16 protein-coding genes are annotated in these 16240 nt (G+C 40.9%); 14 read left to right on the top strand and 2 right to left on the bottom strand.

Translation table 11 applies throughout. The annotated features are described in order from the left end of the window. Nucleotides 1-12 precede the first annotated feature (12 nt). The 10 genes from trxA (at nt 13) to uvrC (ending at nt 10890) form a co-directional block, all read left to right on the top strand. Nucleotides 13-327 (top strand): thioredoxin, encoded by a 315-nt coding sequence (gene trxA, locus MUG87_RS09190; protein WP_247087158.1) that lies wholly within the window; start codon nt 13-15, stop codon nt 325-327. Between the two features lie 278 nt (nt 328-605). Next, nucleotides 606-1787, top strand: a complete 1182-nt coding sequence (locus tag MUG87_RS09185; RefSeq protein WP_247087157.1) for a hypothetical protein — start codon at nt 606-608, stop codon at nt 1785-1787. Nucleotides 1788-1856: 69 nt separating this feature from the next. Beyond that, entirely contained in the window at nt 1857-2804 is a 948-nt protein-coding gene (locus MUG87_RS09180) for an SDR family NAD(P)-dependent oxidoreductase (protein WP_247087156.1), read from the top strand. Further along, nucleotides 2788-3684, top strand: a complete 897-nt coding sequence (locus MUG87_RS09175; protein WP_281503688.1) for a lysylphosphatidylglycerol synthase transmembrane domain-containing protein — start codon at nt 2788-2790, stop codon at nt 3682-3684. Before MUG87_RS09180 ends, MUG87_RS09175 begins: the two co-directional genes overlap by 17 nt. Continuing rightward, on the top strand, nt 3672-5111 hold the full coding sequence (locus MUG87_RS09170) for an alkaline phosphatase family protein (RefSeq protein ID WP_247087154.1): 1440 nt from the start codon (nt 3672-3674) through the stop codon (nt 5109-5111). The genes MUG87_RS09175 and MUG87_RS09170 overlap by 13 nt, the downstream gene beginning before the upstream one ends. Beyond that, on the top strand, nt 5108-5851 hold the full coding sequence (locus tag MUG87_RS09165; protein WP_247087153.1) for a glycosyltransferase family 2 protein: 744 nt from the start codon (nt 5108-5110) through the stop codon (nt 5849-5851). Before MUG87_RS09170 ends, MUG87_RS09165 begins: the two co-directional genes overlap by 4 nt. 63 nt (nt 5852-5914) lie before the next feature. After that, a complete protein-coding gene (locus MUG87_RS09160; RefSeq protein ID WP_247087152.1) occupies nt 5915-6661 on the top strand; it encodes a hypothetical protein in 747 nt (248 codons plus the stop codon). 18 nt (nt 6662-6679) lie between these two features. Continuing rightward, a complete protein-coding gene (locus tag MUG87_RS09155) occupies nt 6680-7582 on the top strand; it encodes an FTR1 family iron permease (protein ID WP_247087618.1) in 903 nt (300 codons plus the stop codon). Nucleotides 7583-7641: 59 nt separating this feature from the next. Then, the gene (locus MUG87_RS09150; RefSeq protein ID WP_247087616.1) at nt 7642-9039 is read left to right on the top strand and encodes a hypothetical protein; all 1398 of its coding nucleotides are present in this window, start codon (nt 7642-7644) and stop codon (nt 9037-9039) included. Between the two features lie 69 nt (nt 9040-9108). Beyond that, on the top strand, nt 9109-10890 hold the full coding sequence (gene uvrC, locus MUG87_RS09145; RefSeq protein WP_247087614.1) for an excinuclease ABC subunit UvrC: 1782 nt from the start codon (nt 9109-9111) through the stop codon (nt 10888-10890). Nucleotides 10891-10904: 14 nt separating this feature from the next. Here uvrC and MUG87_RS09140 read toward each other — a convergent pair whose 3' ends face one another. Continuing rightward, a complete protein-coding gene (locus MUG87_RS09140; RefSeq protein ID WP_247087151.1) occupies nt 10905-11351 on the bottom strand; it encodes a YslB family protein in 447 nt (148 codons plus the stop codon). Between the two features lie 321 nt (nt 11352-11672). On the opposite strand from MUG87_RS09140, the gene MUG87_RS09135 reads away from it, so the two are divergent. From MUG87_RS09135 to MUG87_RS09120, 4 genes are read left to right on the top strand one after another with little or no spacing between them, the layout of a single operon-like run. After that, complete coding sequence (locus tag MUG87_RS09135; protein WP_247087150.1) at nt 11673-12299, top strand: succinate dehydrogenase cytochrome b558 subunit; 627 nt, start codon at nt 11673-11675, stop codon at nt 12297-12299. 13 nt (nt 12300-12312) lie between these two features. Then, nucleotides 12313-14109 (top strand): succinate dehydrogenase flavoprotein subunit, encoded by a 1797-nt coding sequence (gene sdhA / locus MUG87_RS09130; RefSeq protein WP_247087149.1) that lies wholly within the window; start codon nt 12313-12315, stop codon nt 14107-14109. After that, the gene (sdhB, locus tag MUG87_RS09125) at nt 14102-14863 is read left to right on the top strand and encodes a succinate dehydrogenase iron-sulfur subunit (RefSeq protein ID WP_247087148.1); all 762 of its coding nucleotides are present in this window, start codon (nt 14102-14104) and stop codon (nt 14861-14863) included. The genes sdhA and sdhB overlap by 8 nt, the downstream gene beginning before the upstream one ends. A gap of 55 nt (nt 14864-14918) precedes the next feature. Continuing rightward, complete coding sequence (locus tag MUG87_RS09120; protein WP_247087147.1) at nt 14919-15365, top strand: acyl-CoA thioesterase; 447 nt, start codon at nt 14919-14921, stop codon at nt 15363-15365. Between the two features lie 26 nt (nt 15366-15391). On the opposite strand, the gene MUG87_RS09115 is transcribed toward MUG87_RS09120, so the two are convergent. Beyond that, nucleotides 15392-16084 (bottom strand): M15 family metallopeptidase, encoded by a 693-nt coding sequence (locus MUG87_RS09115; protein ID WP_247087146.1) that lies wholly within the window; start codon nt 16082-16084, stop codon nt 15392-15394. Nucleotides 16085-16240 lie beyond the last annotated feature (156 nt).

Genomic DNA, 16240 nt, shown 5'->3' with positions numbered 1-16240 from the left:
GAGGAACAAACAATGGCAATTGTAAATGCAACTGATCAAACATTCACAGCAGAAACAGAAAACGGTGTAGTACTGGTAGATTTTTGGGCACCATGGTGCGGACCTTGTAAAATGATTGCTCCTGTTCTAGAAGAGCTTGCTGCTGACATGGGCGAAAAAGTGAAAATTGTAAAAGTAGATGTAGATGAAAACCAAGAAACAGCTGGTAAATTCGAGGTAATGAGCATTCCTTCATTATTTGTAATGAAAGATGGCAAAGTAGTTGATAAAACATTGGGCTTCAAACCAAAAGAAGCTTTAGTTGAATTAATATCCAAACACCTGTAATACAAAGCGGCGGCCTATTGGCCGCTGTTTTTTTATGAAATCTGGTTCTTGTTGGGGCTTAGTTATTAAAAGTGACCTACATGCTGAGCGTGCTTTTATGAGTTAGAGCTATTGGTAAGGGAGACAGCAGTATGTTTTTTCTCCCACTGCTTAATTATAGGAGCACGAATTATGTAACCAGTTTCAAAATATCGTTGACAATGAGAATCCTTCTCTTTTATAATGAAAACAGTCAAAATGAAAATCATTATCACTTATGTAACAGGGGGACGTATAATATGTCAGTCAAGTGGAAAGTATTATCTGCAGCGGCGGTAGCATCATTATTATTTGCGGGCTGCGGAAAAGAAGAAGCAGCGCAAAAAGCAGAGCCAAAGCAGGCGGCAAAAACAGAGAAAAAGACAGAAGAGAAAACTGCGCCTTCGTTAACAGAAGCAGAAATGATTCAAGCATATAAAGATGGTGCTGCAGAGCTAGAAAAAGCAAAAGCAGGTCAACCGGTTGATTTTGATAAAGTCACAACATTATATAAAGAAAAATTACAAGGTTTAGTACAAAAGCGTGATGCAGAGTTTGATGAAAAAATTGACCAAACCATTATGGCTGCATTAGAAGCGGGTAAAAATCAGCAGATGGAAGGGATGGTTGTAAAGCAAATATTTGATAAGCTATTGCAAAAAGAGTTCTTCCAAACAATGCGTCATGAATTTAAGGAGATTGATGAGAACTGGGGCAACAAAGAAGAAGTAAATGCAGAGTATAACGAAGCTGTTAATTTCTATAAAGCAATTGAAGGAACAGTTGTAAAGCGTGATACGGCAAATGGTACAAATATGAAAGAAACTATTGATGCAGGCTTTACAGAGATGAAGAATGCAATTGAAAAAGGCGATAAGTTGGCGTTTGCACTTGGTAAACAGCTTGTTGATAAAACGCTGATGAAAACATTCTATCTAGCTGCAGGAGACCTGCAAAACGGTTACGCAACGAAAGCTGCTCAAACAGCGAAACAGGATGAAAAAGAAGCCAAAGTGCAGCAAGCTGAGGGATGGGCATTTTATCAAGCAGTGTATCCATACGTAAAGAAACATGCGAGCGAAGAAGCTGATGTAATTGCAAAGCAGTTTGATTTGCAAACAGATGTAAAAACAATTGATGCAAATGCAGTAAATAAAGCATTTGTACGTGGATTTGCAAAGATTGCTCTTGCCGAGTATAAAGAAAGCAAGGAAAACTTCGATCAAGATAAAGGTGTAATTACAGGATTAGAAGGCGCATTGTTTATCAATGTAATTGAGAAAGATTTGAAAATGTTGCTGGGAGAATCCGAAGCAACAAGTCTTCGTGCTACAGCGCAAGCGTATATTGATGCAGTGAAAGCAAAGGATAAAACTAAGGCTGACCAAGCTATGGCTACACTGGAGCCTGTGTTAAATAAAGTAGTACAGACAGCAAAATAACAAAAAGAAGCAAACCTTGTTTTGGACAAGGTTTCTTCTTTTTGTTACCGTAATGGCGGAGGGATATGTATGAAAATCATGATAACAGGCGGGGCAGGCTTTATTGGAAGTCATCTAGCGATCCGGCTTGCAAAAGAACAGATGAAAGTCATAGCGCTAGATAATTTCCATCCCTATTATTCAAGGAAGCGAAAGCAAGAGCAGCTTTCTCGGGCCTTGCCATACGAAAATGTAGACTTTTATGAGTGTGACATTTTAGATGCTTTATATTTGGAGGCACTTATCGGTAAAGAAAAGCCTGATGTAATTGTTCATTTGGCAGGGCTTCCTGGTGTGCAACTTTCACTTCAAGACCCGCATCAATATGTAGACAGTAATGTAAAGGGTACAATCAATATTTTAAGTGCTGCAGGAAAGCATAAGGTGAAGCAGGTTGTCTTTGCATCTTCATCGTCTGTATACGGTGAAAAAGCAGGTGTACCACTTCGAGAGGATATGGCAGATGGACGATTGTTGTCACCGTATGCTGCATCGAAATACAGCGGAGAAGCAATGTGTTATGCGTATCAACATATGTATGGTTTCCAGCTTAATATTTTGCGCTTTTTTACGGTGTATGGACCGTGGGGCAGGCCTGATATGGCCATCGGCGGCTTTTTGCGTAAGCTTCATAAGGGAGAGCCTTTGCATATATTTGGGACAGGAACGGGACGCGACTACACGTATATTGACGATATTGTAGAAGGAATATACCAAACATTACGTGTAAACAAGAGCGGCACCTTTAATATTGGTTCAAATGCACCTGTATTCATGAAAAATGTATTAATGGAATTGGAGAAATATTTTCCTGAAATGAACGTGATATATGAGCAAGAACGAATGGGTGATGTAACTTCAACATGGGCAGATCTCACAAACGCTCGTCAGCAACTTGGCTACGAGCCACGTATATCTTTTTCAGAAGGGCTGCGGCGAACCGTCGCATGGGCTCGTGAACATGCGCATCTTCTTTAGGGTAATCGGTTTTTTTCTTGTATGTATGTTTTTAGGGATGTCGATCGTGCTATTTGATATGCAGTCTCTTACAAGTAAGCTACATCAATTGCTTAGCGTCGATGCCTTACTTTGGATGACAATCGCCTATGCATTTGCATTTGTCCTGCGAGCTTATGCCTGGCGCCTATACTTACGCAATGCCATCACTGTAGGCGAGGCGTTAGCAGGCCTATGCTACAGCTTGCTTTTTAATCATTTATCCCCTGTGAAGGCGGGAGATGTGGTACGTGTTGCTGCGGTGACAAAAAAGGGCCGTGTTTCCTGGGCGGTAGCATTGCAATCTGTGATTGTACTTCGTACACTTGATTTATTGGTCTTGGTGGCCTTTGCAGGCGTAGGGGCAATCTTTCTATTGAACGAGCGAATCAGTATGACAGCAGGAGTTGTACTATTACTAATGGGAATGACGGCAGGCATAATGCTGTGGCGGCCACCCCGTTTTGTTAGCAGTCATGTCATGAGGATAAAGGAAGTACTGTTTAGCCAAACGGGTGTATTTATACTCTTATTAACAATAGGTAGCTGGGTAGCAGAAGCCGCTATTATATATACACTTGCACCTCTTGCTATTTGGGAAGCAGTTTGGGTGAATAGTATAACAATTGCGGGGCAGGTGTTCCAATTTACACCGGGTGGCATCGGCACATATGAAACTGTGATGACATTTGCACTTAGTATAATAGGTATAGCTGCTCGTGACGGCTATGAGTGGGCTTTGCTGAGCCATGGGTTTAAGTTTATCTTTTCATATGTAACAGGATTAATTGTGCTAGTTGTATTTCCAATACAATTTACAAAGTATTGGCTGCGGAGAGGAGAAAAAAGGTGGAGCAAGTAAAAAAGGCATCAAAATTTGAAAAAACAGCAGCACGCTGTTGGAATTTATTAAATGAAGGAAAGCCGTTTACACCTATATTTGTAATCGGAACATTTATTTTATATACAATGAGTAATTGGACAGCCCTGTTTAGCAGTCTACTGCTCGTTATACCATTATTTGTACTGTATTATCTATATGATTTTCCTTTGTTTTTACGAAATTACCTATGGTTTCCATTGGTTGCATATGTCATCGTGTTCAAAACCGTAAATATACCGCTTTTATTATTTGCGATGGGGCTATACTTTTTCTTCACTATTTTCTTTTGGGGCACCTTTTATTATCACTTACGAATCGGTACATCCTGGCTAAACTTTACGCGCTTCTGGAAGCTAGTGCTGAAAAATAGTGATTCAACAAGCGGAAATGCACAAGAGCAAATGCCGAAATTTTTGTTGCTTTTATCTGTGTGGTATTACTATTTTGAACAATTCGCAAGCGGCAATATAGGAATACAGTGGCAGCCGCTTGTTTTATTCTACGGTGCTGTAATTGTATATACAGTCGTCTTACATCGTTATTTATTTGACTGGAAACCAAAGCCAATTGACACCTATACAAGCAACATAGAGATTGGAGAGGCCCTTAGTGAGAAGGTTGTTGTTATTGTAATTGACGGTATGCGAAAAGACCGCTTTGAGACAGCGAATACACCATACTTAGATTATTTACGTAAAAACGGTACGGAATATACAAATATGGAAACAGTGTATCCAGCACGCACAGTCGTATGCTTTTCTTCTATGTTCACGGGCACTTATTCCTTTGAGCATGGAATTAAATCCAATATGGTTTGGAGCTTGGGTGTGAAAGTGGAAAGTATCTTTGATTCCTTGCGAAAGGTTGGAAAACGCGGTAAGATGCTTGCTGTTGCTCATTTAGTTGATGCGTTCGGCACAGATGTAGAAACCTATACAGCTGTAATGAAGAATGATATCGTAGATGCACAAATTATGAAAAAAGCAAAACAAATTATGGATGAACAAAATCCTGACTTGTTTATTGTGCAGCTTATCTCTACAGATCAAACAGGACATAGTAGAGGGGTACTATACGACGAATATTTGCAAAAGATACACGAAGCAGATCAACATGTAAAGGACTTTATCGAACATTTAGAGCGAACGGGAAAAGCTGAGAATACAACCTTTATTATTTGCGCCGATCATGGACAAGCTGACGGTATTGGCGGACATGGTCATCTTGATGAAGGAGAGCGTATTGTGCCATTCTTTATGTACGGTCGCAATATAAAAGGTGGTATACGAGTCGAGGAACGACATAGTTTGGTGTCTATGGCTCCTACGATTGCATATATGCTAGGTGCTCCGTATCCGTCTCATAGTCGTGGTCCTGTGCTAGTAGAAGGAGTTGTAAGAAGATGAAACAACGCGTCATTATTTTTTTACCGGCGCATAACGAGGAAGCGTCCATCGCCGAGGTGCTTCGCCGCATCCCGAGACATTTTGATGATAAGGTAGTAGTGGAGGTTCTCGTCATTGACGATGGTTCCACTGATCAAACAGTTTCGGTGGCAAAAGCGGCAGGAGCAGATCATATTGTTTCGTTCCCCGTCAATCAGGGACTAGGTGCAGCTGTCCGTGCGGGTTTAGCACATTGCTGTTTATTGGATGCCGCAGTGGGTGTCATGATAGATGCAGATAATGAGTATCCCGCCGAAGAAATTCCAAATATTGTGCTACCAATTTTGCGAGGCGAAGCAGATTATGTGATGGGGTCTCGCTTTTTGGGCACTATTACTGGTATGAAACTACATCGTCGTCTTGGTAATTATTGTTTTACGTTATTGCAGTCAATCTTGCTTGGCAGATGGATTTATGATGGGCAATCCGGCATGCGTGCTTTTTCGAGGGAGGCCATGGAGCATGCAGAAATTATTCATGATTACAATTATGCACAAGTTCTAACATTAAATCTTGTACGAAAAGGTTTTCGGATGAAAGAGGTGCCAATCACCTATAAAGTAAGAACAGCCGGACAGTCGTTTATTAAGTTTGGGAAGTATATGACTTCTGTTTTACCAGGGATTTGGAAGGAGATGCGTAGACCAGTTCCGTATACGTCTTGGGAAGAGCGCATCATAGAAGAAAAGAATGCAAGATGAGATTTCTCATCTTGACTTTTTTAGTGATAATTATTATCATTTTCAGTGGAGGGAGATGTAAGGATGAAAAAAATAATAGTCGGAATGTTGACTTTCTTATCACTATTTTCTATACATACAAGTACATTTGCTTATTCCTACGGCAATCCAAATGAAGAAAAAATTGCTGAAGCTTACAAGGAGATGGCAATTAAGCTTGATGAAAACCCGCCGAATTATAAAGCGGCAAAAGAGATTTATAGTACGGTCCAGGAAGAAATTGATCAGCATATGGGCTCTGCCCCTTCAAAAGCAATCGAAAAGGCTTTTGAAAAAGAAGATAAAGAACTCATTCTTACAGATATGCAAAGTATTCTGGCACTTAATATCGGGCGACGTCTTGAAAATGTTGAGCAAAAGTTTACAGATTACGATACGAGCAAGCGTTTGCTGGCAAAGGGTTTTGCGACATATGAAGCACTTTCCCCTATTGTAGCAGCGAAAGATAAAGCTCTTGATACAAAAATACGTGATGAATTTAATAAAGCATTAGAAGCAATGGGAAATCCCGGACTGTTTGGAGTGGGACAAAAGGAAGCAAATAAAGACGTGTTTGTTGCCAGTAAAAAGATTATCTTAGATGAATTAAAGAAAGAATTTAATATAAAAGACTATAAAATCGGTCATTTTGACGAAAAGTCGGAAAGCACAGAAGCAGCCGAAAAAACAGAATGGACAGATTTGACAAGCTGGAAGAATTGGTTGCCTGTTATTGTAATCGTAGGGCTATTGGTAGCTTTAATCACATATGCTCTCCGCAGAAGAAGATAAAAGCAAGGAGGAAGAATGATGCAGCTTCAAGCGTTTCTCATTACATTTCGCGAAGTACTGGAAGCATTGCTTATCGTGGGGATTATTACCACATACCTTAAAAGAACAGATAATAAAAAGTTTGTGAAATACGTATGGCTTGGTGCCGGTATGGCAGTGTTAGCCAGCTTTCTTGTCGCGCTGTTGTTTCAAGTTGTCTTTACGGGCTTTACAGCGATGGGAAGCGAGATGTATTTGAAGATTGGCATCATTTTTGTTTCCGCGGTATTATTGACACAAATGGTATTTTGGATGGCTGAGCACAGTAAGAATATAAAAGCCAATGTAGAAGGAAAAATGAGTCACTATATCACCACCGGTAACGTAATCGGGATGGTGGTGCACTCTTTTCTAGTTGTACTTCGTGAAGGTGTTGAAACGGTATTCTTTTTTGCCGCTATTACCGGAGGAAACATTGGAGCTGCGTTTCAAGGCTGGGGTGCTGTTTCCGGTTTGCTTGTTGCCAGTGTTGTTGCTTACATGTTCTTTAAAGGAACAATGCGTGTATCACTAAAAACCTTCTTTAAAGTAACTGGTGTTTTTATCGTAATGATTGCGGCGGGACTTTTGGTGCAAGGTGTGTCCATGCTACAGGATATTAAGCTACTTGGCAGTGTGATGCCGCATGTTTATGATATTACCTGGTTTTTACCAGAACATCCGATTGACTATGCGCATTACCTAAGAGATAACGGTGTGGCACCACTTCTATCTGGTGATATTGGCATTTTCTTGAAGGCATTTCTTGGCTATTCGTCTATGCCATCTATAGAAGAAGTGATTGTATATCTTGGTTATTTTGTTGTGATTTACATGCTCGTGACGGGAAAAAAACCTCCGGTTGAAGAGAAAAACACACAAGTAAATCGATCTGTTAGTTAAAGTACAAGGCGCGCCTTGTACTTTTTTCATATGATTCAGGTATGGGAGGGAAAACAGTGATGAAGAAAATATCATGTATGCTGGCCGTTGGGTTGCTAGTAATAACATTTACGCTGCGTTTACTGTATGCGAGCCCGTTTGCGGCGACTTGGGATGAGGTGGATTTTAGCCTTGCTTTAAATCGGTATGACCTAGCGATGATGCAGCCGCACTTTCCTGGTTATCCATTTTTTATTTTTATGGGGATGCTGATTCATACATGGGTGGACAACCCCTCTGAAGCACTGGCAACTGGAAATACAATATTACTCATTACTGCGACTGTACCTATTTATTTAATTTGTAGGCAACGAGTAGCAAAAGAATTGGCGGTATGGATTACGGTTGTGTTACAAACAGGCAGCTATCTTTCAGTGTTAGCCACACAGGCCATGTCGGAGGGGATGGCGCTTGCGATACTTTGGTGGTACATTTGGAGCTTGTACGTTGCAAGGGAAAAAGCGGCACTTTGGTATCAAATTATACCACTGTTTTTGTTTGCGGTATTAATGGGAATACGAGTATCGTACATACCGTTTGGAGCCGGGCTACTTTGGCTCTGGTATACTGATTGGAAAAGAAGAGGTTCTAAGGTTTTGTTCCTTGTTGTGCTAGCAGGTTTGCTGCAGTTTATCTGGATTGGCGCACTCGTTTGGAATACGGGCGGTTTAGACGGATTTATAAAGCTTGCATTTGGTTTTGTGAACGGTCACTTTACGGAGTGGGGAGGGGCTGCTACAGCTACGAATGACTCTATATTGCAACGAGTAACAAGCCTTGTTTGGAAAAATATTGTTTGGACAGGACTATTTGCACACTCTTTTCTAGTAGCAGGCGCATTTATTTTGTTGTTGCTTGTAGTCATATGGAAATGGCAAAGCCTACACTTTAAACAAGAAGCATTAATTTTTCTTCTATTCTCCGCATACTTCATATGGAATTTGCTTGCACAAAATATTGATAAACCAAGGCACTCTTATCCACTTGTTTTATTATTATTGTTGCTTATATTGAGAGCTTCGCCGCGCGTTACAGTTGTTCCGCTCATTGTAATTGCTTTATTGCAAACATTAGTAGGTGGTATGCTAGTTAGGGAACAAGCAACAAGCTTGCCCGCTACCTATCAGCTTGCTCGGTATATACAAGGAGAAGCAACTGTGTATACTTGGGAGGAGACGCGGGTTATGGAATATTTACAAGTGCCGTATACACATAAACGTGTACAACAGTATGCCTACTTTTTACAAGATAAAAAGTATCGTGAACATGATACAATATATGTTACAAACCATCTGCTGAGCGGTTTTAAAACGCAAGGTATTCAGCCGCAGGTGAAGTCAATAAAGAGATTCCGCTCTAATCCGTTATTTGATCCTATCTACAGTGATATTACGCTGTATCAATTGGATGAGAAGTGAATGGCAACACAGTGCACATATGCACTGAAAATAGATTAATCTCCTGAAAATGATGCTGTAAAGGAGGACATTATGAGTCAATTGCGTGAAAAGCTGGCTATTCTACCGGATCGTCCGGGTTGTTATCTCATGAAAGATAAAAATGGCACGGTTATTTATGTTGGGAAAGCGAAGGTATTAAAAAATCGCGTGCGCTCGTATTTTACAGGCACACATGATGGGAAAACATATCGGCTTGTAAATGAAATTGTAGATTTTGAATATATTGTCACTTCTTCTAATCTAGAAGCGCTTATTCTAGAAATGAATTTAATTAAAAAGTACGATCCAAAGTATAATATTATGCTAAAGGACGACAAGGGCTATCCCTTTATTAAAATCACAGGAGAAGAACAGCCACGTTTAATTATCACAAGAAACGTAAAAAAAGATAAAGGTAAATATTTTGGTCCATATCCAAACGCGCAAGCTGCCAATGAAACAAAAAAATTGCTTGATCGCATGTATCCACTCAGAAAGTGTACCAGTATGCCTGACAAAGTTTGCTTATATTATCACATGGGGCAATGCTTAGCTCCTTGTGTAAAAACAGTCACAGATGAACAAAATAAAGAAATTGTTGAACAAATTACACGTTTTTTAAACGGAGGTCACACTGACATTCGTACAGAGCTTGAAAAAAAAATGTTTGAAGCGGCGGATAAACTAGAATTTGAGCGAGCCAAGGAGCTGCGTGATCAAATTGCGCATATGGATGCGCTCATGGAAAAGCAAAAAATGATTATGGCTGATTTAGTAGACCGCGATATATTTGGCTATGCAGTGGATAAAGGATGGATGTGTGTACAAGTCTTTTTTGTAAGACAAGGAAAGTTAATTGAGCGCGATGTCTCCATGTTTCCGATTTATGATGAGCCTGAAGAGGAATTTTTGACATTTATCGGTCAATTCTACGCGCAGGATAATCATTTTAAGCCAAAGGAAATTGCCCTGCCAGATACGATTGACCAAGAAATTGTAGAGAAATTTTTGGAAGTACCTGTAATTCAACCCAAGCGCGGAAAGAAAAAAGAGTTAGTTGATTTAGCAGGACAAAATGCAACGATTGCGCTCCAGGAAAAATTTCATCTGATCGAAAGAGATGAAGAGCGCACAATTAAGGCAGTCGAAAATTTAGGAATAAAAGCTGGTATTCAAACGCCCCATCGCATTGAAGCGTTTGATAACTCCAATATACAAGGAACCAATCCTGTCTCGGCTATGATCGTATTTATTGATGGAAAAGCAGAGAAAAAAGAATATCGAAAGTATAAAATTAAAACGGTACAAGGACCTGACGATTATGAGTCGATGCGTGAAGTGGTAAGACGCCGCTATTCACGTGTACTAAAGGAAGGATTACCGCTTCCGGATTTAATTATCATTGACGGAGGAAAAGGACATCTGGCAGCTGCTTCTGACGTACTGGAGAATGAGCTGGGCTTGTCTATTCCAATCGCAGGTCTTGTAAAAGATGACAAACACCGCACATCACATTTAATCATGGGAGATCCATCGGAGCCAATTCTACTAGAACGAAACAGTCAGGAGTTTTATTTGTTGCAGCGCATCCAAGATGAGGTGCATCGTTTTGCCATTACGTTTCATCGACAATTGCATGGGAAGTCAGCCATTCAATCTGTTTTAGACGATATTCCAGGTATCGGTGAGAAGCGGCGTAAAATGCTGCTCAAACATTTTGGTTCTGTTAAGAAGCTGCGCGAGGCTTCGATTGAACAAATTATAGAAGCGGGTATTCCCCGCGCTGTTGGAGAGCTGATTATTGACCGACTACAGCAAAAAACGCCGTGAATACGGCGTTTTTTTTATTCTTCAATGGTATCCTTTGCATCCCATTGTACAATAAACAGGACTTTATTGGAGCGCTTTTTTTGCTCCTCATAGGCTTCGGTGATTACCTTGCGCTGCTGCTGTAGCTGCTGAGCAATAAAACCTGCTTCCATTTGATAGGTAGTCTCTCGCTTGCTGCGGTAACGCTCGGTCACCAATGGTCCAGTTAATTCCAGTTGCAGTTCACGGCGTTTTTGTTCCACAATGCTTAATGTGCCCCAACCGGCTTTTTCAAAAAAGGCAAGGATATCTTCAACAGTATCGACCGGATATTTTCTTGCTAAATTTTTCCCGGCCCAATATAAGATACGACTTGCTTCTTTTCCCATTAAGTCTGGAAGAAGTTCTTCACGAATTAATTCATATGCAAAGGCATTTACTGGTATTTGGATAAGATCATCAGTAATCATTGATTTTGTCAATACGGTTCCCCTCTTTCTTCTCTGCCCATATTATATAACATTTTTTGCCCGGAAACACAGCTACTTCTTGGTAAGTTTACAAAAACATTACCTGATTGGAAGTAATATTGTCTTCTGTTTACAAATTTTATCGTTAGATTATGTATCCGTTTTCTTGACGCTTTTATGACAATAGGAGTAAAATGAACTTGTCAGAAATTATGCTTAAATATTTTGAATCATTTACTTACTTTTGAAGTCAACAGTAGCTGTTTATAAATTGCTATTGTTGTAAAGTAATAATCTATGATTCTAGTTACACATTCGAGGGGGGAATGGGAGATGAAAGGCCGTGAGTTTGCATTCCGCAAATGGCACTCTTTACTGGGCGTAATTCCAGTAGGTATCTTTTTGATGCAGCACTTAGTGGTTAACCACTTTGCAACAAATGGAGCTGCATCGTTCAACAAGGCCGCGCATTTTATGGAATCGCTGCCGTTTAGAATTGTTTTGGAAACGTTTGTGATTTTTTTACCATTGTTGTATCACGCGGTATACGGGCTTTATATCGCATTTACTGCAAAAAACAATGTCTCCTCTTACGGATACTTCCGTAACTGGATGTTTATGTTGCAGCGCTATACAGGTGTGTTTACTTTAATTTTCGTGTCCTGGCATGTATGGGAAACGCGCGTACAAGCGGCACTTGGACAAAAAGTAAACTTTGACATGATGCAAAATATTCTTGATAATCCATTTATGTTTGCCTTTTATGTGGTAGGTGTTGTTTCAGCAATCTTCCATTTTGCAAACGGATTATGGTCGTTCTTTATCAGCTGGGGCATTACAGTATCACCTCGCTCACAGCGTATCTCTACGTACGTAACAATGATGTTATTCTTAGCACTTTCCTTTGTTGGAATTCGTGCATTGTTGGCATTCGTAGATCCACAGCTAGCAAATATGTAAGGAGTGGGAGAATATGAAAGGGAAACTGATTGTAGTCGGCGGCGGCTTAGCCGGCTTAATGGCAACGATTAAGGCAGCGGAAGCAGGCGTGAAAGTAGATCTGTTTTCATTGGTGCCGGTAAAGCGTTCTCACTCAGTTTGCGCGCAAGGCGGCATCAATGGTGCCGTCAACACAAAGGGTGAAGGAGACTCCCCATGGGAGCATTTTGACGATACAGTATACGGCGGTGATTTCTTAGCAGATCAGCCTCCAGTAAAAGCAATGACAGAAGCGGCACCTGGCATTATCCACTTGATGGATCGCATGGGTGTTATGTTTAACCGTACGCCGGAAGGATTGCTTGATTTCCGTCGCTTTGGTGGTACAAAGCATCATCGTACGGCATTTGCGGGTGCTACAACAGGTCAGCAGTTGTTGTATGCGCTAGATGAACAAGTGCGCCGTCACGAAGTAGCGGGGCTTGTTACGAAATACGAAGGTTGGGAATTCTTACGCGCCGTAGTCGATGATGAAGGTGTATGCCGTGGTATCGTTGCACAAAACTTAACTTCTATGGAAATTAAGAGCTTTGCAGGTGATGCGGTTATTATGGCAACGGGCGGACCTGGAATCATCTTTGGGAAATCAACAAACTCTATCATCAACACAGGTACTGCAGCAGCTGCTGTTTATAAACAAGGTGCGATTTATGCAAACGGTGAGTTCATTCAAATTCACCCAACAGCTATTCCGGGTGATGACAAATTGCGTTTGATGAGTGAATCCGCACGCGGTGAAGGCGGACGTGTTTGGACGTATAAAGATGGTAAGCCGTGGTACTTCTTGGAAGAGAAATATCCGGCATATGGAAACCTTGTTCCTCGTGATATTGCAACGCGTGAAATTTTCCACGTGTGCGTAGACTTGAAGCTTGGTATCAACGGTGAGAACATGGTGTACCTAGATCTTTCTCATAAAGATCCAAAAGAGCTTGATATTAAGCTTGGCGGTATCATTGAAATTTATGAGAAGTTCATGGGTGATGATCCTCGTAAAGTACCAATGAAAATTTTCCCTGCTGTTCATTACTCCATGGGTGGTCTATGGGTAGACTATGATCAAATGACAAATATCCCAGGCTTATTCGCAGCTGGTGAGTGCGATTACTCCATGCACGGTGCGAATCGACTTGGCGCAAACTCGTTGCTATCTGCAATTTATGGCGGTATGGTAGCAGGACCAAAGGCAATTGAATACATGAAGGGCTTAGAAAAATCTGCTGAGGCTGTTTCTTCTTCTGTATTTGAAGGTCATGAGCTGGAGGAAACAGAGCGCTTTAACAACATTATGCTGATGGATGGTACAGAAAATGCGTATGTTATTCACAAAGAGCTTGGTGAGTGGATGACAGATAATGTAACCGTTGTTCGTCACAACAAAAAGTTGCTAGAGACAGATGATAAAATTCAAGAGTTGATGGCACGCTATAAGCGTATCAACATTAACGATACGGCAAAATGGAGTAACCAAGGTGCATCCTTTACACGCCAACTTGATAACATGTTAGAACTAGCACGTGTTATCACTTTGGGCGCTTACAACCGCAATGAGAGCCGCGGTGCGCATTACAAACCTGAGTTCCCTGAACGCGACGATGAAAACTTCATGAAACATACAATGGCGAAGTTTGAAGGCGCGGGCATTGCACCTTCCTTCTCTTACAAAGATGTCGATGTATCACTGATTGCACCGCGTAAACGTGACTATACGACAGATAAAAAGAAAAAGGATGCTGCAACAGAGCAAAAGGGGGATAAGCAACATGTCTGAGAAAACAATCCGCCTCATTATCACAAGACAAGATGCACCGGATTCACAGCCATACGATCAGGAATTTGAGATTCCATATCGTCCGAATATGAACGTAATTTCCGCTTTGATGGAAATTCGTCGTAACCCAGTAGATGCAAAAGGGAACACGACAACACCGATTTCTTGGGATATGAACTGTTTAGAAGAGGTGTGCGGTGCTTGTTCAATGGTGATTAATGGAAAACCACGCCAGTCTTGTACAGCACTTGTTGATAAGCTAGAGCAACCAATTCGCCTACAACCAATGAAAACTTTCCCTGTTGTTCGCGACCTGCAAATCGACCGAAGCAGAATGTTCAATGCACTTAAACGTGTAAAGGCTTGGGTTCCAATTGATGGTACGTACGATTTAGGTCCGGGACCAAGAATGCCGGAGAAAAAGCGTCAATGGGCATATGAATTGTCTAAATGTATGACATGCGGTGTATGCTTGGAGGCGTGTCCAAACGTAAACAGCAAGTCGGACTTCATTGGACCTGCGCCGCTTTCACAAGCTCGCTTATTCAATGCGCATCCAACGGGAGCGATGCATAAAGCAGAACGTCTACATGCTGTAATGGGAGACGGCGGACTTGCAAACTGCGGTAACTCACAAAACTGCGTGCAATCTTGCCCGAAAGAGATTCCACTTACAACATCTATCGCGGCACTAAACCGCGATACAACAATTCAAGCATTTAAAGATTTCTTCGGTAGCGACAATAATTACTGATACACTTATCGCCTCTTCCTTAGGAAGAGGCGATTGTATTAAGGGGGATATGTAGATGCGAAAAATTGATTATATTGAAGATTTTTCAACGTGGGAGAGAGAGTTCGTTTTTTTTATGCCGACGAAGGTGCGCTTTTCAGAAACGGACATGTTTGGGCACTTAAATAATAAAGTACCGTTTACTTACTTTGAAGAAGCGCGTATTGAGTTTTTTAAAGAATTGCGATTCATGCAGGAATGGACGAAAAAAGATGCAGAAGCGATGATTGTAGTTGCGGATTTGCAATGTGATTATTTGAAGCAAGTCTTTTTTGATGAACATCTGAAGGTATATGTAAAAGTGCAAAGCATCGGCACTTCATCCGCTGATCTGCATTATATGGTGAAAAACGATAGAGATGAAGTGTGTCTTGTAGGACGTAGCACTATGGTGCAAGCATCCAAAAAGACAGGAAAAAGTTTACCGTGGCCGGAAGAATGGAAACAGCAAATGAAAAAATAGGGTCTGCATATGCAGTCCCTATTTTTTTATTTAGCAACAACTTGTTTTGTTGCTTCTTCTAAAGTTAAGTTATTGTTTTGCAAATACGAGGCGTAAGGATTACCGATATAACGAATATGCCAGGGTTCATAAGCGTAGCCGGTTATACTTTGCTTACTGACATTGTATCGAATAATAAAACCAAATTCGTGGGCGTGTTCAATAAGCCATTGCCCCTCAGCTGTCATGCCGAATGCTTCATTTAACTGATAGTTTGCAGCTTTTGATGTAATATCCATCGCGAGGCCAGTTTGATGTTCGCTTGCTCCAGGTGGAGCACTGTATGCCTGTGTTTTCTCTTTACCTTGGGTTTTTATATTACGCTGATATAATTTTCGCTGATATTCATAAGAGCGATATCCAGAGACCGCAAGCAGCTGCAGATTCTCTGCTTGTGCCGCTCTACATAATTGTTCTAATGCCTGGGCTGCTTCTTTTCGCATGTAAATATTTTCAGTCGATGCTTCCGGACTTCTTAAGACGTTTGGTAGCACTAAATCTTGTGGTACATAGGAAGGCGGCAATAAACGCTCTTTGTTTACTAAAACTAGAAGAGATTCTTCATTTGTTACAGTGTGTTCTTGTACCGTGTCTTCGTATGGAGGAAACGCTGGAATCATTTCTTTCTTTTTAGTCTGCATCTGTAGGGAGGCAGTTTCAGTGCTAGAAGGTTGGAACATCGGCTCAGTCTTTAAAATGGAAAATATTGCAATATATATACTTATAAGGAGTAGTAGAATCGTAGTGATTTTTTTCATAGAGCCATAAATGTATCCTTTCTAAATAATAGAACCCACCTGTAGTATACGGAAATAAGTGTACATGTGCTAGATAAA

The organism is Ectobacillus sp. JY-23 (genome assembly GCF_023022965.1).
Taxonomy (GTDB): domain Bacteria; phylum Bacillota; class Bacilli; order Bacillales; family Bacillaceae_G; genus Ectobacillus.
Note: the sequence above shows the minus strand (reverse complement) of the source record. Positions and strands in the feature narration are given on the sequence as shown.